The organism is Rhodospirillaceae bacterium (assembly GCA_028819475.1).
Lineage (GTDB): Bacteria > Pseudomonadota > Alphaproteobacteria > Bin65 > Bin65 > Bin65.
The window spans coordinates 25,895-48,284 of sequence record JAPPLJ010000042.1 but is presented as its reverse complement, the minus strand read 5'-3'; the positions used below and the strand labels follow the sequence as shown (position 1 = coordinate 48,284).

Genomic DNA, 22,390 nt, shown 5'->3' with positions numbered 1-22,390 from the left:
GAGGCGCTACGCGGAGCCGCGCGGGGCCCTCCTGTTGACTACCGGGACAACCTCCAGAGGGGTCAATATTCGACGCCGATCAGGGGTCAACTTTGAACGCCGATTGACAAAGCAGCGGCGGAGCACGGCAGTGCGGAAGCGGTGAAAGCGCTCCTTGTGGGCGGTGCGGATTTTGCGGCGAGGACAGAGGATAACCGAACCGCGCTGAGCATCGCGCAGAAGAAAGGGAACGCCCGGACGGCAAGCGTCCTGATGGCCGCCGGCGCGAAGGCGCATGTCAGCTGCGAAGACTTGGACGGCATTGGTTTTGCTGGTGATTTTCGCGAATTCTGGAAGCGGGCCGGCGCAGCGGACGTGCGGCGCTGCCTCGCATACAGGGTGAAGAAATATCGCAAGAGCGGCATCCAGAGGTATACGCTGCATGTAGCGGCGGTTTACGGCAGGCCGGAAGCGGTGAGGGCGCTGATCGACGCCGGTGCGAAAGTCGATGCAAAGAGCGATTGCCAACGGTGCGGACGTATGCATCGTGACATGGGAACGGCGCTGCATTCGGCGGTATTGGCCGGAAAGATCGGAAACGTGGAGGCTCTTATCGCCGCCGGCGCGGACATTACCGCCCGAGATCGATACCAACGGAACCTACTAGAAATCGCAACGGCCAATGGCAACGCGGAGATAACCAAAATCCTGTCGGACGCCCGAAAGAAGCTGTATGAGCGGATGGGCTCCGTGGCGCGGGATTGCGCGAACTGGATGGAGAGGAATTTTTGGAAGTACGGGACCGCTGCCGACGTGAAACGCTGCGTCCGCAGCGGGAAGAAGGTCGACGCCCGCAGCGACAAAGGCTGGACCCGTCTGCATTTTGCGGCGGCTTACGGCAACGTCGAGATGATGAAAGCCTTGATCGCGTCCGGCGCCAAGGTCGACGCCCGCGAGGAGAACGCCGGGACTCCTTTGCACATCGCCGCGGCAGCCGGCACGCCGGGCGCGGTGCATGTCCTGCTCGATGCGAAGACGAACGCCAAGGCGAAAAGCAAGAACGGCCTTACGCCGTTCGACGTGGCAAAGAAGCGAAATAAGAGAATCCAGGGGACCGACGCCTACTGGCGGTTGAACGAGGCCTTGCACGAATAGGGGCGGCGCGCGGGCGAAAATCGGCGATCATGCCCTTGAGCGCGGCGGACGCCATCATCCGTTTTGCCGCCGCTCCGCCCGACTACCGGCAGCGAAGGTATCCTAAATCGGAGGATCTCCCTCGCATGGTAAGGCTGTTCGGGTTCCGAAACTCGATCGTGAGTCCCGAAGCAAATCTCCCGGTACTGTCCCCGGTGATTGTAAACGATATCACGCTGCGCCTCCCATCTCTGGAAAGGAAAAATCGAGCGGAAAGCCGCCGGACCGGACCGGGTGCTGGCCGTCGCCAACAAGACCGACCTCGCGCCGCCACCGCCCGGCGCCGATCTCGGCGTCAGCGCCCGGACCGGGGACGGCATCGGCGGGCTGCTGGCGGCGATCGGGGGCCGGGTGACGGCGGCGATGGGCGCGGCCGAACACCCGGCCCTGACCCGGCTGCGCCACCGGCAATGCCTGGAGGATGCGTCGGCCGCGCTGGAGCGCGCGCTCGCCGCCACCGAGGCCGAACTCACCGCCGAAGACCTGCGCCTTGCGCTCCGCGCCATGGACCGGCTGATCGGCCGGACCGACGTCGAAGACCTGCTCGACCTGATCTTCTGGGATTTCTGCATCGGGAAATAGCGCGCCGGGGCCGCGCGGTCAGCATTTGGAGGACCGCCCGCTGCTCTTGCCGTGGCTATAGCGATTGACCATGCAATCACCGTCGGGCCAGCGGGAGACCCACCGGCCGTGCGCCTGGCCGTTCACATAGGGACCTTCGGCGGTACTCCCGTCCTTGAAGCGGAAGACCCACCTTCCATGCCGCTTGCCGCGGACCAGCGTGCCCGTCAATTCGGTGAGATAGCCGCCGGATGGTTTCCATCTCCACGTTCCCCGTCCGACGGCGACGCCACCGGAACAGGCCCCGGAACAGGTCACCCTCTGCCCCGGCCTGTAAGAGCCAAGGAAAACACGGCAGCCGGGCTTGTTGGCGAGTTCGAGCCAGCACTTCGCGCCCTTGCCCATCCCGGCGCATTTCGGCGACGGGCCGGCGGCGACCCCGCGGCCCTGCTGCGCCGGGGCCTGAGAGCCCGCCGACGCGACCATGAACCGACCGTGCACGAAGGCGGCGCCCCCGCCCGGCCTTGCGATGCGCAGCCAGGCGCCGGTGCGGCCGGTCGCCTGCACCGCTTGGCCGGCTAAGAGCGACCCGACGACCCGGTGGTTCGTGCCCGGCCCGGCGCGCAGGTTGACGCGGGTGCGCGCCGCCATGCGCCGGTCCAGCGGTGCGATGCCCGGCCCGCCGCCGTCCTCGACCACCGTCTTCGTCACCGCGCAAGCTGTACCGGGACACTGAGTCCGGCGCCGCCAACGCCAAGGCGGCTTTCGACGCGGCGAAGGCGGCGGTCGAGGCTGTCAGCCCGCTCAACACGCCTGTCGTCACCTACGGCATCAGCGGCCGCACCGTGACGCTCCGCGCCGAGCACCCGGAAGCCGATATGGAGATTCCCGGCCCGGTCAGCGCCGACCACGGCATCGCCAGTTTGGACGGCTCGAGCCTCGTGGGTCAGGTGTTGGCCGCCAGCGTGCTCCCGGCCGACGATGAAGACCCCATGATTATCCGCTTCAAGTTTGCCGACGCCTACGCGGGCCGCGTGCAGCTGACGATAACGACGCGCAACCTGTGCGGCCCGACGGAATTTGCGGTCGATCTCGACGTGGCTGCGAACGGTTCAATCTCGGTCGAGACATAGAGGCCGCCGCGACCGCGGAAAAATATTGACCGCTCGTCGCGCGCCGTGTGAATTCGCGCGAACTGAGCGCAGCGGGGATGCTCAGCGGCTCGTTACGGCTGTCTCAATGCAGTTACCGGTATTTGTCATTAACTTGGAGCGCCGGCCGGACAGACTTGCGACCATAACCGGCGCCCTGGATCGGATCGGCTTGGCGTTCACCCGCATCCCGGCCATCGACGGACAGGCGCTTGATGGCGATCCGGCAATCCTGAGAATGGGGGCAGGCCACGTCGCCTGCGCGCGCAGCCACTACAAGGCAATGGCGGCCTTCCTCGATACCGGCGCAGCGGCGGCGCTTATTCTGGAAGAAGATGTTGAGGTCAGCCCCACCGTGTCAGCCCTGATTTTTTCGTCTTTGGATTGGTGGCCGAAGGGTCACGGCCTAGTGAAGCTGGACAGCACGATCCAGGAGCACAAGCGGATATGGTTGGGCCGCCCGGTCGGCTGCACACCGGATGGACGGGAGTTAAAGCCAATTTTACGCTCCCATCTTGGGGCCTACGGCTACATGGTCGACCGCCGCACCGCCGCAGAGGTCTCAGCCTTGGCACCGGAAACGCCGTTGCCGATAGACCACCTGTTGTTCAATCTGACGAACTCCGCCTTCGCGCGCCGTATTAAGCCGCTGCAAGCGGTTCCGGCCGCGATCCGGCATTTGCCTTATGAGCAGGTAGGGAGCGACACCGGGAGCAGCAGGGTTGACGGTGAGAAGCGCTGGAAAGGAAACAGGATTGCCCGCTTGTTGCCGACGCTCGGGGTAGTAGCGTGGGCGTTGGCAGGCCGAGCGCGTCGGCGCTTGGTATCGTTCGGCGCGCCTTTAAATTGGCGCTGATGCCGGACGATATTAAGCGCCGACGAAGATGGGCGCTGAAGCATCTTTCAAATGGACATTCACAGCCGCTTCCCACTCCAGGGTTTCGACTCGGTTATCTGCGATTCGCTAGCAACGACTCCAGGGTTTTGGCTTCCGACTCCAAGTATTTCGACTCGCTACACAGGCGCGGACGGACGATGCGCTTCACCACGAAGCGGCCGGGGATGTACTCCAGCTCCTCCGTCACGTCCTCGCCGAGCCGCTTGAGGCGGCCGCCGTAGTCGGTGCAGCGCTCGCCCGGCGCGAGAACTGTCTCCTCGCGCGGCAGGTGGTCCGGCAGGGGACGGCGCTTCGGTTGCTTCTTCGAGGCGGGAGTCGGCTCGGGCGGCGCCTCGGCCGCCCGCGCGATCTCCTCGTCCTCCGGCCCGAGCTCGAGCTGGTCGAGGGTCTCAGAGGCCGTCCCGAAGCGCTGGCGGCGCAGACCCGCAAGCTGGTGCTTGAGCTTCTCGATCAACAGATCGCGGTTGCGCAGCTCGGCGTCCCGCGCCGCCAGCTCGGCCCGCGAGGCCAGCACCATCGCCTTCAGCGCGGCGATGTCGTCGGGCAGGGAATGCGCCGCTTCGAGCATGGCCGCATCCTACCCGAAAGGGCTGCCGAAGGAAAGCCAAAATGACAGTCAACTCATTGTTATTAAACGATGAATCATCCCGCGGCCAATGGCCTCCAGGTGCGAACCGGCGCCCGCCAGTCGATCCCTTCCAGCAGCATCGACAGCTGTGCCGGCGTCACCGTCACCTTGCCGCCGGACGCCGCCGGCCACACGAAACGGCCGCGCTCCAGACGCTTGGCGAACAGGCACGCCCCCTGGCCGTTCCACCAGATCATCTTCACCAGGTCGCCCCGGCGTCCACGGAACGCGAACAGATGCCCGGAATAAGGATCCGCCTTGAGCACCCGTTCGGCCTGCGCCGCGAGGCCCGGGAAGCCCTTGCGCATGTTCGTCACGCCGCTCGCCAGCCATACCCGGGTCGAGGATGGGACCGGGATCATCCGCCCAGCGCCCGCACCACCCGGCACAGCGCGTCCACGTCGAACGACCCGCTCGCGCTCACCCGGTGACCGCTCGGCAGCGCAATCTCGATCGAACCGTCCGACGCCGGGTGCGGCGCCGCAGCCGGATCCGCCACCACCTCCACCGGCAGGAAGGATGGCGCGTTCTCGCCGCCTTCCATCGGCCGGTAGCACGGATCGCGGCGCCACTTGAAGATCAGATTGGCGTTGACGTCGTAGCGGCGCCCGACCTGGGATACCGAAACGCCCGGCGCATAGGTCTGCGCCACAATCCGGCGCACCTCATCCTTCGACCAGAAACGGCGTGTCCGACGCGCCACCGCAAAGCCTCCTCCGATAGTGTCCACTAACCGATGGTGGACACCATCGACCTTCGGAACATCCCATCGGAAACTGCGGCTTCGCATAGACCCGCCACAAGGCCAGTCAGGCCGGACGCTTACCCGGCGTCCATCTTCGGGACATCCTCGCACGAGGGGGGTCCTGGGGTGCACACCCCCGCAAGGTGTGCACTTGGAACGGGTGCAGGTGTGCACCTTGCGGGCGGGAGAATTTTTTGGTGGCGATAGGCTCTGACAGGACCCGGCTATCCTTGACGCTTCCGGCGGCGATGGCTTCTCGTCTTGAGGCGGAAGCATCGGGGTGTGGGGTCTCGAAGTCGGCGCTTGTTGAGGGGGTGCTGGCGGATCATCTGTCGGGGTTTGCGGCGTCGGTCCGGCGATCGGGCGGGGTCGTGCAAAAGGACAAATTGTCCGTTTCGGGGGAGAGCCGGGATGCTCGGACGGCGCGGTTACAGCGTGAGGGTCGGTAGGCTCAGGCGAGTCGGGATGCTTTGATCGGGGGCGGCAGTTGAGTTCGGTCCGGTCTTGGTCGGTTGTGACGGAGGTTGCGGAGGACGACCCGCGATCGGGTTCGGGTTCGCGGGGTGCCTGGGTTCCGGGCCGGGCGGCCCTCCGGAGGCGCAGCCCAGGCGGGAAAGAGGCGCGACCGCAGACAATGGAATCGAAACGGCGGAGAATTGCCGTTACCTGTTCGACCGGCGCTGGCCGTCGTTCTGCCGGACGTGCGGATCGCCAGCCTCGGGATCTTCGGAACCAGAGACCGCCCCGCCTATACGGGACACAATCCACGCACGGGCGAACCGGTGTCGATTGCGACGTCGACCCTTTCGGTGTTCAGGCCGCGCAGGACGTTCAGGGACGCCGTGAATGCGAGCGGCAGGTCGTGAACTCGGCCTGGCCGGTGGATGGCGACAGCCGGGAACACGGGCGGACCCGATGTTGAAACCGCGCGATTGCGGTGCGATGACGGCGGTCCGGTCCAGCGGTTTGAGTTGCCGGAAGAAATCAAGCGGCGCCAGCGGGTTGACGCGAGACCGGTGCTCCCGCTATGGGCGAGATGACGACACCCGCAGATACAGCACGCACGGGGTTCGGCCGGGATCCCGGGACATACGAAGCCAGCGAGGGACAGCAGGTTGAACTCACGCGCTTTCGGTGCGAATACCGGCGACGCCCGCCGCTTCTTCGGGCTGATCGGAGAATCGAGGCCCTGCCGAGGATTGCGACGGTCAGCCCGGCCGCGGACAAGGCGCCACGGCGGAACAGGCAGAAGCGCGACAGAGAGACTGTGAACAGTTGTATTTGGCATGAGCCGAGTCGACCTTGTGTCGGTTCCTGTGAGCACCGGATCGTTGTAGATCGGGATGGCCGACGCCTTGTACGCGGCAGACTTTGAATCCAACCAATTTCGACTCGATGGCGGACCAAGAATGCGCTGTCTTGTGACTAGCTAGGTAGCAGTATCCGATCCTGCGGCCGTATCGGCCTGTCTCTGGCTCGAAGTCGCACCGGACACCGCCAGCCGACATCATCAGCCTGAGCGCCGCTGTGGCGGTCGCCCCGCAGGGATACGAGCGATCCCGTGCGTTCCGACATGACTGGCCGGACTCCGGCGCGTCGATGCCCTGCAAGCGCACCGTGACGCCGTTGAGGGTGAGCGTGTCGCCGTCCTTTGCCCGCGTCGCGGGCCTAGCGCTCCGCTTCCCGTCCTTGGTCTTCCCGGCCGGCGCCGCCTTCCCGCAATCGCCCTGACCGCGCTTTGGGTGCCGGCCGCCGCTGTCCAGGCACGCCTTGACGGAATTGAACGGCGTGAAGCTCTTCGTCTTGCCGTAATACTGCCCGCCCGGGCAGTGGCAGATGCCCGACCTAGACTTCTTGACTGGGGCGCTTTCGGCTGCCGCCGGGGCGTCAAGGAGTAGGGCGATCGCCAGCATCGCGACCAGCCCGAAGGCTTGTCTTGTCATGAACGGCCTCCTCTCAGGCGTCCAACAGTGATTTAATGACTTTGGGGAGGAGCACCTCGATCGGGCACACGAGAATGGATAGTTTCTCAAGGGCATCCCGCTTCGCTTCCTCGTCCGACAAGAAAACATCCGGGCTCACAACGATGGATTCGGTGGACGTCATCGCAGAACCGACCGACGTCGTCCTGACGAGCACCCAGGCAGCGCCGAATCGCTTTTCGTCGCCCGGATAGATCCGCACATCGTTGACGATCTCGATGCGGTACGTCCAGTCGTCGATCATTGACTTGCGGAACCCCTCAGCTTCGAAACCCATGGTTTCGACGGTGCATCCCATTCCGTAAATCTCGCCTTGCATATCACGCCCCGAGAACGATTCCCCCCGACATCCCCGATGACCGTTGCTTCGACGAAAAACATTCTCGCCAATTTGGCCTCCAGTTCTTTATCCCGAAGTGTGCTTTGATATCCGACATGAGAAAACCAGTGGCGGATCGCGCCGTGCACTGCCGCTGCAAGTTCTTTGGGCGACGGGGCTGATGGGGGAGTGAGAATGGAAAAGAGCCAATTATTGCCTGTCAATTCGCCCAGGAAAAATTGGCGGACGGTATTGCAGATTTTGTGATCCGATGGTTTCGGTGGCTGCAATTCTGCGAAGGGAAAAAAATGTGTTCTCGTTTGGATCAAGATTTCATTGTTTTCCCAATTCAACTTTGTCGACCCAGAAAAATACACTTTCTTTCCAGGAAATTTGATGCCAAGGCGTCCGGTCAAACGCTGAGAACGATACTCCCCTAGACTGTCGGCAGCACGGTCTACTCCCTTGTCCATCCGTTCCATGCCGCGGTCCCAAAGGGAAACGGGCTGATTCATGAGCCACCTTACGACGGGGTTGAACTCTGCCTGTGCGGGCCAAGCCAACACAATCGCAACCGCCACTGCGATTACGGGCATGCATCTACGAATTGTCATTGGGACTCCGCTCCCCCGTGTGCGGTCCGGCTGGCCAGCGTGGCGCCGGGCCGTTGCAACTGCCAGCGCGTAGAGCACGGGAGTCCCGCCTATTCACCGGGCTGGGTAGCTACTCCCTGCCGGGTCTAAGGGCTGTTGTATTCAGCGGGCGACCCGACAGAGCGGGACGCGCTAACAGTTGCAAGAAACAGCGTGCGGCGGTTGCCACGGGGAGTCAAGCGCGGTAGGGCGCTGACCTAGCCTTTTCGGACAGCTTGGCGGCTCGGGTAGGGTGTGATCCGGTTGTCTCCCAGGCCGCCAGGATCCCCATGGACCGATCTTCCTGCTGCTGTGCCTGTGAGGATGTGGGCAAGGCTCGGAGCAACTTGTCCATCACATCCACAGGCGTCTCGATCTGGTAGGCCTCAGCCGGGGTCCTTCCGTCCGGCATTGTGTGCAGCCTTTAGATGTCGCAAAAGACGACCCGATCGCGGATCGGGCGCCGGCCCGTGAAGCCGACCGCGCTTCCATGCAGGGAGATCGCCTCGTATTTGAGCGAGAGCCACAACGGCTCGATGAGGATGCTGGAGCCCATCGGCTGGCCCGCAAACACATTCGGCAAGAGCCGGAACGGGTCAACCGCGCCGACCGCCTCATCGACGCGATCGTTCGAATTTCTTTTTCCGATCTCAGGAAGTCTGAATCCTAAGTTACCCCACCCTGAAAGAACACCTGCAAGTCGAGCGAAAACTGGGCAAATCACCGTAGAACACAGTGCTGGAGGGCTCTCACACGCGCGAGGCTGCCGATACCGAAATGCGCCACGGCCCGGTTGAGGCCGGCAGCTTATGCGGCCTGACGGCAGACACCACCTAAGGCGTTGTCGTTTCCCTCTGGCAGGACCGCGCCTACGGGATCGCCGTGCCGTCGCCCGTGTCGCCGTCCAAGGTCGCTGGCCTCGAACGGACAGGAACCGCCAACCCCGGCGAACGCGCCCAGCCAAGCCGCAACAGCCCGGACCCGAAGCGCCCACCGCGCCCGTACACCAACTGCGACCGGCGCTTCCGGCCGACATACCGCCGGCGGATGCTTTGCGAACCCTGTTTCGGCAGCGCGGACGACGACAAATGACCGTCGGCAAATCCACCATGTGGCGGATTTGGGAGGGATGGCCGCGCCGGCCTGTCCGACCCCAGAGGCCCACTTCGAAAGGGGGCAATTTTCCACGCCGAACAACATCAAGGATCGACACCCGGCGCTGGCGACCGTCGTCGCGGCGCCTTACCCGTGCAGCGGCCCGGCGGCAGGCATCTCCGGGGCCGCGCGTCGCGCCCGCCCGATCGCGTTCCTACGGGCGGGCACCCTGCGTTCCGGGAGGACTTGTCCACAAGAATTTGGTCTCGCTTGACAAGCGGCGAGATTTTGCAACGCTTGAAACGCGCGATATATAGGGATTAGCAGCCCCTTGGCCCACTGACCCGGGCATTTGACCAGCAGCAAGATACCTGGCCCGGCGCGCGGCGCAAGAAAATTTCTCCTGTGCCACCGAATTGGCGATGTTGACATTCTTGGAATACGAAATATTATTGTCCTGCCTGTTATCGAGGGCAAAATGACAGAAAAAAAGGCCAAACCATTCGCAATGCCGCTCGACCTGCACCAACAAGCGGTGCGTTTGAGTGGGCCCGCCGTTGAGCGCTTCGGAAAACCCGCGAATTTTCGCGGCATCCATGGACCGGGGGTTGCGGTCCGCGTCGGCATCGGGCTGCTGGACGACGTTATCGGAGACCGGAAGGCCGTCATCGCTGCGGATGAACTTCGGCGTTACGAAGCCGCTGTCGAATTGGTCGGCCGGCTCGAGACCGAGGTCGCGATCCTGCTTGACATCCTTGAGCGCTTCGCGCGTGAGATAGCGGCGGAAGACCCTTCGGGCAGCGTCGATAATACCGGGAAGCTGATAACGGGCGGCGTATTTTTCGAGGCAGTAGCCGCCGAGCCGGAGGATGCGTCGGCTGTCCGCATGGCGGCGTATAGCACCTTGGCCGGCAAGATCCACGACCGGCTTGCTCCGGTTCCGGCTGACCTGGAGGCACCCGAGAAGCCGATTTATGGCGCGGATGGCTCTGCCACAGCGGACGGGAAGACCGCGCCATGATCGAACTCAAACGGCCGTCGCCGCTCCGAAAGTACCGCGACCTGCCGGACTGGCCGGCCCTGCTTTCGCTAGACTTGGCCGCGGCCTTCGTCAGCCTGTCGACCACAGCCTTCGAGGCGCGGGTTGGCACCGACTTTCCTGAACCTATCCGGCTGGGCAGCCGGAAGCTCTGGCACAAGGAAGTGTTGCAACGCGCCATCGACCGCCTGAACGACCACACCGACGCCGACGTCGGCCAGCCGGCCGAATCTATCGGGGACCTGATAGCGGCGCACCGGCAGCACAGAAAGAGGCCGTCGCCATGATCGTGAAGCTGAAACACGTCCAGCGTATTCGGTCGAAAGGCCGAGCCTACTGGTATCACCGGCTCACCAAGGAACGGCTGCCCGATAACGAGGAGGAGCGGATCGCCCGGGTTTTGCACGTCAACGCTACCTTAGACGGGTGGCGCCGCGACACGATCCCCGGCACGCTCTCCGACATCATCGCGCGCTATTCCGCCAGCCCGGACTTCAAGCGGCTCGCACCGTCGACTCGCCGGTCATATCAGGCCCAACTCGACTTGCTGGATGAAACGGCCGCCGATACGCCGATCGCGAATATCGACGCCCGCTGGCTCTACGAGGTCCGGGACGCGATGGCCGACACCCCCCGGTCCGCGGACATGATGCTGTCGGTCGCGTCGATCCTGCTCAACTTCGCCGTCGCGCGCGGCTATCGCCAGGACAACCCGGCGCGCCACGTCAAGAAGCTGCGCGCCAGCACGTCTTACGAGCCGTGGCCGGCGGTCGCCATCGAGCGGTTCCGGGCCGACGCCAACCCCCGCCTGGTCTGGGCGATGGAGATCGCGCTCTATACCGGCCAGCGCCAGAGCGACGTGCTGGCGATGCAGTGGAACCACATCGCCGACGGCATGATCGAGGTCGCGCAACAGAAGACCGGCGAGCGGTTACAGATCCCGATTCACCCGGACCTTGCCGTTGTCCTGGAATCGATCCCGCGCGTCGGTATGCGGATCGTTCATCGCCGGGACGGCCGGGCCTACACACCCAGCGGTTTCCGGGCGAATCTCCGCAAGGAAATGAAACGCCTCGGCTTGCAGGGGCTTCAATTCCACGGCCTGCGCCACACGGCCGGCCAACTACTTGCCGAGGCCGAATGCAGCGACCGCGAAATCATGGCCATTCTCGGTCACCGGACGGCTTCAATGGTGACTCGCTACACGCGCCGCGCCGACCAGAAGCGGCTCGCCAAATCGGCCATCGTCAAGCTCAAACCGGGAACCAAAGTGTAAAACCCGGTGACCAAACTGTAAAACTCGGCGCTCAACAGACCATGAAAACCGGCCAACCCATTGAAATCATTGGAGGGCGATCGGGGACTCGAACCCCGGACCCGCTGATTAAGAGTCAGCTGCTCTACCAACTGAGCTAATCGCCCCTCCGGCGGGCGCCGCGCGTGCCCCTTGCGGGCTTCGCCGGCGCCGGCATTCGGCACGCGCAGATATGGGCCAGCGGCCGCGGCCTGTAAAGGCGCTGCCGGCCGGCAATGCCGCCGCAGGCCCCGCGTCCCTCGATGCCCCGCTAATCCTCGGTCAGCGGCTCGTCGGCGGTGTCGCCGGCCTGGGCGACGCTCATCGCGAGGCCGAAGCCGAACATCAGGGTAAGCATCGAGGTGCCGCCGTAGGAGACCAGCGGCAGCGGCACGCCGACCACCGGCAGCAGGCCGAGCACCATCGCCAGGTTGATGAAGGCGTAAAGGAAGAAGGTGAAGCCGATCCCGGCGGCGACGAGGCGGCCGAACTGGGTCTTCGTGCGCATCGCCGAAGCCAGCAGGTGGAACAGGATCAGGCCGTAGATTGCCAGCAGGCCCAGCGCGCCGACCAGGCCGAATTCCTCGGCCAGCACCGCGAGGATGAAATCGGTATGCATCTCCGGGACGAAATTGAGATGGATCTGCGTGCCGTTCAGGAAGCCCTTGCCGAACACGCCGCCCGAGCCCAGCGCGATCTTGGCCTGGGTGATATGGAAGCCGGCGCCCAGCGGGTCCGACGACGGATCGAGGAAAGTCAGCAGCCGCTTCTTCTGGTAGGTCTGGAGGCCGTAGGTCCAGATCAGCGGCACGGCGGCCGCCACGGCGACTCCGACCAGGGCGAATTTCCACCAGCGGACGCCGGACAGGAAGAAGATGATGCCGGCGACGGCGATCAGGATGACCGTCGTGCCGAGATCGGGCTGCTTGAGGACGAGCGCGGCCGGGATCACGAGCAGCAGCAGGGGCGGCACCAGCGTGCGGATCCGGCGGACATGCTCGAAGCGGACGGCGTGGAAATAGCGGGCCAGCACGAGCACCAGGGCGATCTTCATGACCTCGGACGGCTGGAGCCGGAACGGGCCGAGGGCGATCCAGCGCTCGGCGCCGCCGCCCTCGACGCCGCCGAACTCGGCGGCGAGCAGCAGCAGGACCGACAGGCCCCACATCCAGTAGGCCAGGCGGTACCAGATCCGCGGCGGGATCATCGCGGTCACGATCATCACCAGCAGCGCCACGCCGAACCGCCCCATCTGGGCTGCGGCCCAGGGGAAGAACTCGCCGCCTGCCGCCGAATAGAGCAGGACGAAGCCGACCGCGGCGGCGAAACAGACCGACAGGGTGAGCCCCCAGTTGACCAGGCCCAGGCGGCGGAGGACCGAGGTCCGTTCCTCCGCAAGGTTCATCGTCCGCATCGGGGAACCTGTATCATCGGGTCCGGCGCCCCCGGAGGGTGTCCGGGCCGCGCCGCAGGAGGTCGATGTCCAGCCCGGCCCGTTCGGCGGTGCCGCTGTAGCGTTTCTGGGTCTTGAGCAGGATTTCCCTGGCGACCGGCGCTGCGACCCGGGACCCGCCGCCGCCATGCTCGACGATCACGCTGCAGGCGAACCGCGGCGTGTCCAGCGGCGCGTAGGCGACGAACAGCGCGTGATCGCGCCGGTGCCAGGGCAGGTCTTCGTTCTTGACGATGCCGCGGGCGCGCTCGGCCGCCGTGATGCGGCGCACCTGGGAAGTGCCGGTCTTGCCCGCCATTTCCATGCCCTTTTCGGCGATCCGGGTCCAGAAGGCCGTGCCGCCGGCCTCGTTGGTCACCGCCGTCATGGCGTCAGCGATCAGCTTCAGATTCGCTTCCCTGAAGCCCAGCGAGCGGAATTTGGCCGACGCCTGCCGATAGCCCGTTCGAAAGCCGGCCGGCTGTTCGGCGACCAGGCGGGGCGTCACGGCGAATCCGCCGTTGGCCAGCCGGGCGGTCATGACGGCGAGCTGGAGCGGCGTCGCCAGAACATAGCCCTGCCCGATGCCGGCGATCACGGTCTCGCCCCGGAACCAGGCCTTGTTGCGCTTGTCCCGGAAATAGCCGCGCTTCCACGCCTTGGTCGGCATGATGCCGAGCTTCTCGGCCGGCAGGTCGATCCCGGTCGGAACCCCGATCCCCAGCTTGCGCGCCGTTTCGGCGATCCGGTCGATGCCGAGGCGCAGCGCCAGCTCGTAAAAATAGACGTCGCAGGATTGCTTGATCGCGTCGCGCAGCGCGACGTGGCCGTGGCCGCCTTCTTTCCAGCAATGGAATTTCGCCCGTCCCAGCTGGAAGACGCCGGGGCAGATGAATCCGGAGTCCGCGTTGATCGCGCCGGATTCGAGGCCGGCCAGGGCCACCAGCATCTTGAAGGTCGATCCGGGCGCGTACTGGCCGGAAACCGACTTGTTGAGCAGCGGCCCGAGCCGGTTCGTCTGCAACGCCCGCCAGGTCTTCGGGCGCAGGCCGGGAATGAACAGGTTCGGGTCGTATCCCGGCGTCGACGCCATGACGAGGACATCGCCGGTATGAATGTCCATCACGACGACCGAGCCGGCACGGTGCGGCCGGATCGCTTCCAGCGCGGCCTGCTGCAGCTCCATGTCGATCGTCATGTGAATGTCGTCGCCGGGCCTGCCCTCCTTGCGGCCGAGTTCGCGCTGCACGCGGCCGGAGGCGTTGATCTCGACGCGCTGGGTGCCGCCGCGGCCGCGCAGCCGTCGGTCGTAGGTCTTTTCGAGACCCTGCTTGCCGATCCGGAATTCCGGAATTTTCAGCAGCCGGTCCGGGTCGTCCTTCTGCTCCCGTTCGGTGACCGGGCCGACATAGCCGACCAGATGGGAGACCAGTTCGCCGTAGGGATAGAGCCGCGTGTAGCCGCGCTCGGTCAGCACGCCGGGCAGGTCCGGCGCATTCACCTCCATTTGCGCCACTTCCTCCCAGGTCAGGTTGCCGGTGATCGTGACCGGCAGGAAGCGCCGCCGCCGGCGAACCTCGCGAAGCACCTTCTCGCGCTGTTCGCGGCTCAACTCGACGATGCCGGCCAGGCGGTCGAGCGCCCGCTGCACGTTGCCCGTCTTTTCCGCAACCATGACGACCCGGTAGTCTTCCTTGTCGACGGCGACCCGGCGGCCGTGCCGGTCGTAAATCTGTCCGCGGATCGGAAGCAGCAGGCGGGTGTTGATGCGGTTTTCTTCGGCGAGAGTCGTATACCGTTCGGAGTCGCTGACCTGAAGCTGATACATGCGGGCGATCAATCCGCCCAGGGCAAGCCCCTTGACCCCCATCAGCAGGATCAGCCGGCGCGTGAATTTCCGGTTCTGCTCGATATTTTCCGATATCGGCATGGTCTACACGTTCTGCCTAAACGTTCTGCATGCCGCTGCGCTGAACGACGAACAGCACGGCGGCGCCGACCGGCAAAAGGCCGAAGGTTGCAACATAACGGAAGGCGGCGGCTTCGGGGCTGAGAACCTGCCCGAGCAATATCGACATGGCCATCCATTCGACGGCCATCCAGACGATCGTCAGCAGGCCGAACACCAGCCAGAACACGGTAATCGACCGTCCGAAAACGAAGGCCCGCTGGCTCTGCACGAAACCGGCCGCCGTCAGCAGCATCAGGGCCGTCAGGCCGAGCGGCAATCCCCGCAGAAGATCCTCGAACAGGCCGATCAGGAAAACGCCGGCGAGCGGCAGGAGATCCGGCCGCCAGACCGACCAGCAATAGACCGCGATCAACGTGAAGGCGGGCGCAATCTGGCTATAGTCGGCGACCGGGACGGTAACCAGTCCGGCGAGCGATGCGACCGCGGCGGTCGCCATCGGAAACGACCGGCGCACGGCCCGGTCGATGGCGCGCTGAATCGGTTCGCTCATGGCGTATCCGTGCGCCGGCCCGCCTCCTGTTTCCTGAGGTCGTCCGGCGAATCCTGGACCAGCCCGGGTGTGCCATAGTCGACGATGCGCACGAAAGTCAGCCGGTTCCAGTTCACCAGCGGGCGGACCAGAATCGCATCGCGGCCGACGCTGTCGACCCGGCCGACCGGGAGACCGGGGGGCAACACGGCGCCATGGCCCGAAGTGACGATCAGCGCGCCGACCGAAATGCTGACATTGGGCGGGACGTAGTTCAACTGCATCCGCCGGCCGTTCGTGCCCGCGAGCAGCGCCCTGAGCCCGGATGCGGCCAGCTGGACCGGAATGCGGGAGTTCAGGTCGGTCACCAGCAGCACCCGTGAGGTATGGCGGCCGACTTCGACGATCCGGCCGATGAAGCCGTCGGCGTTGATCACCGCCATGCCGCGCCGCAGGCCGTCGGCCGCACCCGCGCCGACCAGCAGCGACCGCACATAGGGGCCGCCGGTGTCGGCGAAGACCGCCGCGGTCAGGTGGCGGCCCTTGATGCGGTTGCCGGCGTTGACGAGGGCGCGCAGCCGCCGGTTCTCCTCGTCGACCGCGGCCAGGTCATGAAGGGAGAGGCGGAGGCGTTCGATTTCCCGCTCGAGTTCCGCGTTGCGCTCGCGCACGGTCGCGTTGGATTCGAAGGCGTCGAACCAGTCGGCCGCGGCGTGGAACGGCGCCGAAACGGTCGCGACGAGGGGTGCGAAAAAGTCGGAGACGCCGGCCCGGAATTCGCGGATCGCCGGCGTTTCGAACCGGTCGATGGCGATCAGCGCTCCGGCGAGGAGAACCATGATTGCGACGGCGAAGCGGCGCATCCACACGCGCAGGTCGCCGAGCAGGCTGCCTTGACGGATGGGACGGCCGCGGCCTCTGGGCTTCTGTCTGCGCTTGCGGAACACGCGATCCTGCCCGCCCCGCTGCCGCTACGGCGATGTCGCGAGGACCGACTTGAGGCTGCGCAGGTCTTCGAGGCAGCGGCCCGTGCCCAGGGCGACGCAGGAAAGCGGATCGTCGGCGATGGAGACCGGCAGGCCGGTCGCCTGGCGCAGGACGATCTCCATATTGCCCAGCAGGGCGCCGCCGCCGGTCAGCATGATGCCCTTGTCGACGATATCGGCCGCCAGTTCCGGCGCCGTATGTTCGAGCGCCGTCTTGACGGCCTCGATAATCTGCCCGACCGGTTCGGACAGGGCCTCCGCGATCTGGGCTTCCGAGAGAATCAGTTCCTTGGGCACGCCGTTCATCAGGTCCCGGCCCTTGACCGACAGCATCTTGCCCTCGCCGTCTTTCGGAACGGTGGCCGAACCGATCTCCTTCTTGATCCGCTCGGCGCTGGATTCGCCGATCAGGACGTTATGGTTGCGGCGGATGTAGCCGATGACCGCTTCGTCCATCTTGTCGCCGCCGACCCGGACGGAGCGGGCATAGACGATGCCGCCCAGCGCGAGGACAGCCACCTCCGTCGTTCCGCCGCCGATGTCGACGACCATCGAACCGGTCGGCTCGGTCACCGGCAGGCCGGCGCCGATCGCGGCCGCCATCGGCTCTTCGACCAGATAGACCCGGCTGGCGCCGGCGCTGGTGCAGGACTGGTGGATCGCGCGCCGTTCCACGACCGTCGAGCCGGACGGGACGCAGACGATGATCTGCGGCGCCGCAAAGCTGCGCCGGTTGTGCACCTTGCGGATGAAGTGCTTGATCATTTCCTCGGCGACGTCGAAGTCGGCAATAACGCCGTCGCGCAACGGACGGATCGCCTGCAGGTTGCCGGGCGTGCGGCCCAGCATCAGCTTGGCTTCGTCCCCGACCGCGAGGACTTCCCGCCGGCCCTTGACTTCCCTGAGGACGACGACGGAGGGTTCGTTCAGGATGATGCCCCGGCCCTTGACATAGACCAGCGTGTTCGCCGTTCCCAGGTCGATGGCCATGTCGGCGGACATGAGGCCGAGCAATCCTGTCAGCATATTGGTCTTTCTCCTCCGGCACCTTGGCCACGGTCGCCGCCCGCCGGGTGCGGGCAGCCGGTTTTCCGGTCTGCCGCCCGCCGCCGGCGCTGCCGCGGCGGAACGGAAAACCGGCGAATGTCAGTCGTAACGGCCCCGATCAAGACAACCAGGATACAGTATAACAAGCCGTCGAAACAGGACCCGTTCTCCGAAACGCGGTTTCGCATCCCGATTCGCCGGTGCGCCTCGCGCCCGGCGGCGCACAGCTCCCGTTCTGCGCGCTATGCTGCCGGCGGGCAGCGGCCGTCCGATTCGGACAGCCGCCGGATTTTTACCTAAAATCCGTCAAATCCGCAAGGCGGGACTCAGGATTTCAGGCGTATCGGCGTGTCTTCCGGCGGACCCTGCCAGCTTCGGGCCAGTTCCGGGCTAGTTCTTGCTCTTGTCGACCAGCGCGCCTTCGGAAATCCACGGCATCATCGCCCGCAGTTTCCGGCCGACCTCCTCGATCGGGTGGGCGTCGTTGCGGCGCCGGGTCGCCTTGAAGCTCGTCTGGTTGACCCGGTTCTCCAGCATCCATTCCCGGGTGAAGCGGCCGCTCTGGATGTCTTCGAGCACGCGCTTCATCTCGGCCCGGGTCTCGTCGGTGATGATGCGCGGACCGCTGCGGTATTCGCCGTACTCTGCCGTATTGGATACGGAATAGTTCATGTTGGCGATGCCGCCCTCGTAGATCAGGTCGACGATCAGCTTGACCTCGTGGAGACACTCGAAATAGGCCATCTCGGGCGCATAGCCGGCCTCGACCAGCGTGTCGTAGCCGCCGCGGATCAGTTCGACCAGGCCGCCGCACAGCACGACCTGCTCGCCGAACAGGTCGGTCTCGCATTCTTCCTTGAACGTCGTCTCGATGATGCCCGCCTTGCCGCCGCCGATGGCCGAGGCATAGGACAGGGCGAGTTCGAGCGCGTTGCCCGAGGCGTTGCGCGCCACGGCGACCAGGGTCGGCACGCCGCCACCGCGCTGATATTCCGAGCGCACCGTGTGGCCCGGCCCCTTCGGCGCGATCATGAAGACGTCGAGGTCGGCGCGCGGCTCGATCAGGTTGAAATGGATATTGAGGCCGTGGGCGAAGGCGAGCGCGGCGCCGTCCTTCATGTTGCCGTGCAACTCGTCCGCGTAGATGTCGCCCTGGAGCTCGTCCGGGGTCAGCATCATGACGACGTCGGCCCAGCCGGCGCCTTCGGCCGGCGTATGGACTTTGAAGCCGGCCTCCTCGGCCTTCTGGCGGGTCGCCGAGCCCTCGCGCAGGGCGACGGCGATGCCGGAGACTCCGGACTCCCGCAGGTTGATGGCATGGGCATGGCCCTGCGAGCCGTAGCCGACGATCAGGACGTTCCTGCCCTTGATCAGGTTCACGTCGGCGTCGCGATCGTAATAGACGCGCATCGTCTATTCTCCCTTGGGTGTTCCCCGCTCATGTCCGGGGCGAAGGTCGGAATTCGGGTTCCGGCATCGTCCGCGGCGCTGGTCCCTCTGCGCCGGCCGCCGGTTCCGTGTTGCGGGCTTCTTCTATAAGGCGCCACGGCGCCGCGCAACGCGGCGTTCGGGCGCGACGTAGGCGCCGATCCGGTGCCGTCAGTTCACGCTTGATACGTAGTGCAGATCGCACTACATGAAACCATCTCGCAAGGAGGCGGGCATGTTGAATTTCAAGGCTGCATCGGGCGACCCGGCAAAGCGGACGAGGACAACCCAGATACGCCACGACGATCGGCTGGCGGAGCTGATCGAGCATGCCGCGCTCGCGCTGGCCGTGGACAAGTCTGCGTTCCTGCGGGCCGCGATCGAGCGCGAGGCCACGCGTGTGCTCGACCAACAGTCCCGGCACACCCTGACGCCCGAAGACGCCGGGATATTCGCTGCCGCCCTTGACGCTCCACCCGCTCCGACCCCGCGCGCGCTTGCGGCTGCCCGAAACTACAGGGCGCGCGTGGTTCATGCCGACTGAGCATCCGGCCTGCCGTATCGAGCGTTTCGACCCGGCGCGGCACGACCGCGCCGATTTCGACTGCGGCGTCGGCCGTCTGAACAACTTCCTCAAGCTGAGCGCCAGGAAACAGCAGAAGGACGACATGACCCGCGTCTATGTCGTCGTCGAGGAGGGCAGCCCGCGGATCCTGGGCTATCATGCCGTCAACCTCGGCATGATGAACGTGGACGAACTCAGGCGGCGGCCGCGGGGGGCGCCCGATCATGGGGAAATCCCGGTGCTATTCCTGGGTCAGGTCGCGGTCGACCGGGCGGCGCAGGGCAGGGGCCTCGGCGGCATCCTCATGCACCATGTTTTCGAAAAGGCATGCGTGATCGCCGACTTGGCCGGGTGCCATGCCATTCTTCTCGATGCGATTTCGGACGGCGGCGCGGCGGACCTTGCCCGCCGCAAGGCGTGGTACGAGAGCTTCGGTTTCGCGGCGTTCGCGAGCGACCCCGGGCGCATGTTTCTCACAATGAAGCAGGTGCGCGCGGCGGTTCGGGCAGGCTCCGGAGACGCGGAGGCGTAGGGAGCTGCCGCGCGATGGCGGGTCGATGGGGGAGGGCTCACCGTCCCCTTAAATGCCTTCCGTCCCCCGGCTGATCGCGACGGCGCCGGTGCGGGCGACCTCGACGAGGCCGAGGGGTTTCATCAGGTCGATGAAGCGGTCGACCTTGTCGGACTGGCCGTCGAGCCGGAAGATGAAGGATTCCAGCGTCGTATCGTCGACCTTGGCGCCGAAGATGTCGGCGATGCGCAGGGCCTCGACCCGCTTGTCGCCCTGGCCGGCGACCTTGACCAGCGCCAGCTCGGTCTCGACATGGGGCCCTTCCTCGGAGAGGTCGCGGACCGAATGCACCGGCACCAGCCGGTCGAGCTGGTTCTTGATCTGCTCGATGATCATCGGCGTGCCGATGGTCACGACGTTGATGCGCGACAGGCCGGCCTCGGCGTCGACCTCGGAGACGGTCAGGCTCTCGATATTATAGCCGCGGCCGGAAAACAGGCCGATGACCCGGGCGAGCACGCCGGGTTCGTTGTCCACCAGCACGGCGATGACGTGCCGTTCGGTCATGGCTTTTCCTGCCTCGGTCTTTCTGGGGATTCGTAGGGGGTCTTTTTCCGGGAGGCGGCGCCTAGACCAGCACCATGCCCTCTTCGGAAATCGGCTCGGCGGCCTGGTCGTCGGGGCCGAGCAGCATCTTGTGGTGCGCCGCGCCGGACGGGATCATCGGGAAGCAGTTCTCCGCCTTGTCGACCAGGATGTCGGCGATCACCGCCTTGTCGACCGCGATCATCTCCTCGATCACGCCGTCCACGTCCGCGGGCTTCTCGGCGCGCAGGCCGACGGCGCCGAAACTCTCCGCCAGCTTCACGAAATCGGGCAGCGAATCCATGTAGCTTTCCGAATAGCGCCCGCCGTGCAGCAACTCCTGCCACTGCCGGACCATGCCCATATACTCGTTGTTGAGGATGAATATCTTCACCGGCAGGCGGTACTGCGCGACCGTGCTCATCTCCTGGATGTTCATCAGGACGGAGGCTTCGCCGGCGACGTCGATCACCAGCGCATCGGGGTGCGCCACCTGCACGCCCATCGCCGCCGGCAGGCCGTAGCCCATGGTGCCCAGGCCGCCCGAGGTCATCCAGTGGTTCGGCTTCTCGAAGGGCAGGAACTGCGCCGCCCACATCTGGTGCTGGCCGACCTCGGTGGTGACGAACAGGTCGTCGCGGCCCTTCGTCAGCTCGCGCAGCCGCTCCAGCGCGTATTGCGGTTTGATCAGCGTGTCCGACGCCTGGTATTTCAGGCAGTCCCGGGCGCGCCACTCGTCGATCTGCGCCCACCAGGCGTCCAGCTTCTTGCGGTCGGCGCGGTACTGCCGGGCCTTCCAGACCTTGGTCAGGTCCTCCAGCACATGGGCGGCGTCGCCGACGATCGGAATATCGGCCCGGACATTCTTGTTGATCGAGGACGGATCGATGTCGACGTGGATCTTGGTCGAGTGGGGCGCGAATTCGTCGAGCTTGCCGGTCACCCGGTCGTCGAACCGCGCGCCGATATTGATCATGAGATCGCAGTGGTGCATGGCGAGATTGCTCTCGTAGGTGCCATGCATGCCGACCATGCCGAGGAACTGCCGGTTGGAGGCGGGCAGGGCGCCCAGGCCCATCAGCGTCAGCGTGCAGGGAAAGCCGGTCAGCTTGACCAGCTCGGTCAGCAGGTGCGCGGCCTTCGGCCCGGCGTTGATGACGCCGCCGCCGCAGTAGAACAGCGGGCGCTCGGCCTGCGCCATCGCCGCGGCGGCCTTCTCGATCTGGCCGATGTCGCCCTTCTTCCTCGGTCTGTAGGACCGGTGGCCGTTGACCGACGGCGGCGTATAGCTGCCCTTGCCCTGCAGGATGTCCTTGGGCAGGTCGACCACGACCGGGCCCGGCCGGCCGCTGCGCGCGACGTAGAAGGCCTCGTGGACGACCCGCGCCAGGTCGGCGATGTCCTTCACCAGATAGTTGTGCTTGGTGCACGGCCGGGTGATGCCGGTCGTATCGGCCTCCTGGAAGGCGTCGTTGCCGATCAAATGGGTCGGGACCTGGCCGGTCAGGCAGACCACGGGCACGGAATCCATCAGCGCGTCGGTCAGCCCGGTGACCGCATTGGTCGCGCCCGGGCCGGAGGTCACCAGCACGACGCCGACCTTGCCGCTCGAGCGCGCGTATCCCTCGGCGGCATGGACCGCGCCGCCCTCCTGGCGCACCAGGATGTGCCGGATCGAGTTCTGGACATGCAGGGCGTCGTAGATCGGCAGCACGGCGCCGCCGGGATAACCGAATACCGTATCGACGCCCTGGTCCGCCAGGGCGCGCAGGACGATTTCCGAACCTGTCATCTCTTGCGACATCGATCCGTCTCCCGGGATCCGTCTCCCCGAATGCGCCGCCCGGACTCGTCTTGGGGCCGGGCGTTTCCGGTCGG

At 65.5% G+C, this 22,390-nt stretch carries 24 protein-coding genes and 1 tRNA gene; 9 read left to right on the top strand and 16 right to left on the bottom strand.

Going from position 1 to position 22,390, the window contains the following annotated elements; translation table 11 throughout:
- Positions 1–141 precede the first annotated feature (141 nt).
- Both OXM58_13365 and OXM58_13360 read left to right on the top strand, forming a co-directional pair.
- Positions 142–1,134 (top strand): ankyrin repeat domain-containing protein, encoded by a 993-nt coding sequence (locus OXM58_13365; protein MDE0149352.1) that lies wholly within the window; start codon positions 142–144, stop codon positions 1,132–1,134.
- Positions 1,135–1,407: 273 nt separating this feature from the next.
- Positions 1,408–1,755, top strand: a complete 348-nt coding sequence (locus OXM58_13360) for a hypothetical protein (GenBank protein ID MDE0149351.1) — start codon at positions 1,408–1,410, stop codon at positions 1,753–1,755.
- Positions 1,756–1,773: 18 nt separating this feature from the next.
- On the opposite strand, the gene OXM58_13355 is transcribed toward OXM58_13360, so the two are convergent.
- Entirely contained in the window at positions 1,774–2,445 is a 672-nt protein-coding gene (locus OXM58_13355) for an SH3 domain-containing protein (protein ID MDE0149350.1), read from the bottom strand.
- Positions 2,446–2,579: 134 nt separating this feature from the next.
- On the opposite strand from OXM58_13355, the gene OXM58_13350 reads away from it, so the two are divergent.
- Together OXM58_13350 and OXM58_13345 are read left to right on the top strand one after the other, a co-directional pair.
- The gene (locus OXM58_13350; GenBank protein ID MDE0149349.1) at positions 2,580–2,867 is read left to right on the top strand and encodes a hypothetical protein; all 288 of its coding nucleotides are present in this window, start codon (positions 2,580–2,582) and stop codon (positions 2,865–2,867) included.
- Between the two features lie 106 nt (positions 2,868–2,973).
- Entirely contained in the window at positions 2,974–3,741 is a 768-nt protein-coding gene (locus tag OXM58_13345; GenBank protein MDE0149348.1) for a glycosyltransferase family 25 protein, read from the top strand.
- 94 nt (positions 3,742–3,835) lie between these two features.
- Here OXM58_13345 and OXM58_13340 read toward each other — a convergent pair whose 3' ends face one another.
- The 6 genes from OXM58_13340 to OXM58_13315 form a co-directional block, all read right to left on the bottom strand.
- Positions 3,836–4,351: an IS66 family transposase zinc-finger binding domain-containing protein gene (locus tag OXM58_13340; protein ID MDE0149347.1), complete on the bottom strand. Its 516-nt coding sequence runs from the start codon at positions 4,349–4,351 to the stop codon at positions 3,836–3,838.
- Between the two features lie 74 nt (positions 4,352–4,425).
- Positions 4,426–4,773, bottom strand: coding sequence for an IS66 family insertion sequence element accessory protein TnpB (gene tnpB / locus OXM58_13335; GenBank protein MDE0149346.1), 348 nt, complete (start codon positions 4,771–4,773; stop codon positions 4,426–4,428).
- Positions 4,770–5,114, bottom strand: a complete 345-nt coding sequence (locus OXM58_13330) for a transposase (GenBank protein MDE0149345.1) — start codon at positions 5,112–5,114, stop codon at positions 4,770–4,772. The genes tnpB and OXM58_13330 overlap by 4 nt, the downstream gene beginning before the upstream one ends.
- A 1,998-nt stretch (positions 5,115–7,112) precedes the next feature.
- Positions 7,113–7,382: a hypothetical protein gene (locus tag OXM58_13325; protein ID MDE0149344.1), complete on the bottom strand. Its 270-nt coding sequence runs from the start codon at positions 7,380–7,382 to the stop codon at positions 7,113–7,115.
- A complete protein-coding gene (locus OXM58_13320; GenBank protein MDE0149343.1) occupies positions 7,379–7,939 on the bottom strand; it encodes a hypothetical protein in 561 nt (186 codons plus the stop codon). The genes OXM58_13325 and OXM58_13320 overlap by 4 nt, the downstream gene beginning before the upstream one ends.
- Before the next feature lie 574 nt (positions 7,940–8,513).
- The gene (locus OXM58_13315) at positions 8,514–8,645 is read right to left on the bottom strand and encodes a hypothetical protein (protein MDE0149342.1); all 132 of its coding nucleotides are present in this window, start codon (positions 8,643–8,645) and stop codon (positions 8,514–8,516) included.
- Between the two features lie 891 nt (positions 8,646–9,536).
- Between OXM58_13315 and OXM58_13310 the strand changes: the two genes are divergently transcribed.
- From OXM58_13310 to OXM58_13300, 3 genes are read left to right on the top strand one after another with little or no spacing between them, the layout of a single operon-like run.
- Positions 9,537–10,205, top strand: coding sequence for a hypothetical protein (locus tag OXM58_13310; GenBank protein ID MDE0149341.1), 669 nt, complete (start codon positions 9,537–9,539; stop codon positions 10,203–10,205).
- Entirely contained in the window at positions 10,202–10,510 is a 309-nt protein-coding gene (locus OXM58_13305; protein ID MDE0149340.1) for a hypothetical protein, read from the top strand. Before OXM58_13310 ends, OXM58_13305 begins: the two co-directional genes overlap by 4 nt.
- Positions 10,507–11,499 carry a tyrosine-type recombinase/integrase gene (locus OXM58_13300; protein MDE0149339.1) on the top strand — a complete coding sequence of 331 codons (993 nt, stop codon included), beginning with the start codon at positions 10,507–10,509 and terminating at the stop codon, positions 11,497–11,499. The genes OXM58_13305 and OXM58_13300 overlap by 4 nt, the downstream gene beginning before the upstream one ends.
- A 70-nt stretch (positions 11,500–11,569) precedes the next feature.
- On the opposite strand, the gene OXM58_13295 is transcribed toward OXM58_13300, so the two are convergent.
- From OXM58_13295 to ilvC, 7 genes are all read right to left on the bottom strand, one after another.
- A tRNA-Lys gene (locus tag OXM58_13295) sits at positions 11,570–11,645 on the bottom strand.
- 143 nt (positions 11,646–11,788) lie between these two features.
- Complete coding sequence (gene rodA, locus OXM58_13290; GenBank protein MDE0149338.1) at positions 11,789–12,931, bottom strand: rod shape-determining protein RodA; 1,143 nt, start codon at positions 12,929–12,931, stop codon at positions 11,789–11,791.
- Between the two features lie 13 nt (positions 12,932–12,944).
- Positions 12,945–14,879 (bottom strand): penicillin-binding protein 2, encoded by a 1,935-nt coding sequence (gene mrdA, locus OXM58_13285; protein MDE0149337.1) that lies wholly within the window; start codon positions 14,877–14,879, stop codon positions 12,945–12,947.
- A 16-nt stretch (positions 14,880–14,895) separates the two neighbouring features.
- Positions 14,896–15,411: a rod shape-determining protein MreD gene (gene mreD, locus OXM58_13280; GenBank protein MDE0149336.1), complete on the bottom strand. Its 516-nt coding sequence runs from the start codon at positions 15,409–15,411 to the stop codon at positions 14,896–14,898.
- Complete coding sequence (gene mreC / locus OXM58_13275; GenBank protein MDE0149335.1) at positions 15,408–16,337, bottom strand: rod shape-determining protein MreC; 930 nt, start codon at positions 16,335–16,337, stop codon at positions 15,408–15,410. The genes mreD and mreC overlap by 4 nt, the downstream gene beginning before the upstream one ends.
- A 24-nt stretch (positions 16,338–16,361) precedes the next feature.
- Positions 16,362–17,402 carry a rod shape-determining protein gene (locus OXM58_13270; protein MDE0149334.1) on the bottom strand — a complete coding sequence of 347 codons (1,041 nt, stop codon included), beginning with the start codon at positions 17,400–17,402 and terminating at the stop codon, positions 16,362–16,364.
- Positions 17,403–17,813: 411 nt separating this feature from the next.
- Complete coding sequence (gene ilvC / locus OXM58_13265) at positions 17,814–18,833, bottom strand: ketol-acid reductoisomerase (protein MDE0149333.1); 1,020 nt, start codon at positions 18,831–18,833, stop codon at positions 17,814–17,816.
- 253 nt (positions 18,834–19,086) lie between these two features.
- Between ilvC and OXM58_13260 the strand changes: the two genes are divergently transcribed.
- Positions 19,087–19,395, top strand: a complete 309-nt coding sequence (locus OXM58_13260; GenBank protein ID MDE0149332.1) for a DUF1778 domain-containing protein — start codon at positions 19,087–19,089, stop codon at positions 19,393–19,395.
- Positions 19,385–19,948 (top strand): GNAT family N-acetyltransferase, encoded by a 564-nt coding sequence (locus tag OXM58_13255; protein MDE0149331.1) that lies wholly within the window; start codon positions 19,385–19,387, stop codon positions 19,946–19,948. The genes OXM58_13260 and OXM58_13255 overlap by 11 nt, the downstream gene beginning before the upstream one ends.
- A gap of 48 nt (positions 19,949–19,996) precedes the next feature.
- Here the strand turns inward: OXM58_13255 and ilvN are convergent, their stop codons facing one another.
- Together ilvN and OXM58_13245 are read right to left on the bottom strand one after the other, a co-directional pair.
- Complete coding sequence (ilvN, locus tag OXM58_13250; protein MDE0149330.1) at positions 19,997–20,494, bottom strand: acetolactate synthase small subunit; 498 nt, start codon at positions 20,492–20,494, stop codon at positions 19,997–19,999.
- A 61-nt stretch (positions 20,495–20,555) separates the two neighbouring features.
- Complete coding sequence (locus OXM58_13245; protein MDE0149329.1) at positions 20,556–22,316, bottom strand: acetolactate synthase 3 large subunit; 1,761 nt, start codon at positions 22,314–22,316, stop codon at positions 20,556–20,558.
- Between the last annotated feature and the right edge of the window lie 74 nt (positions 22,317–22,390).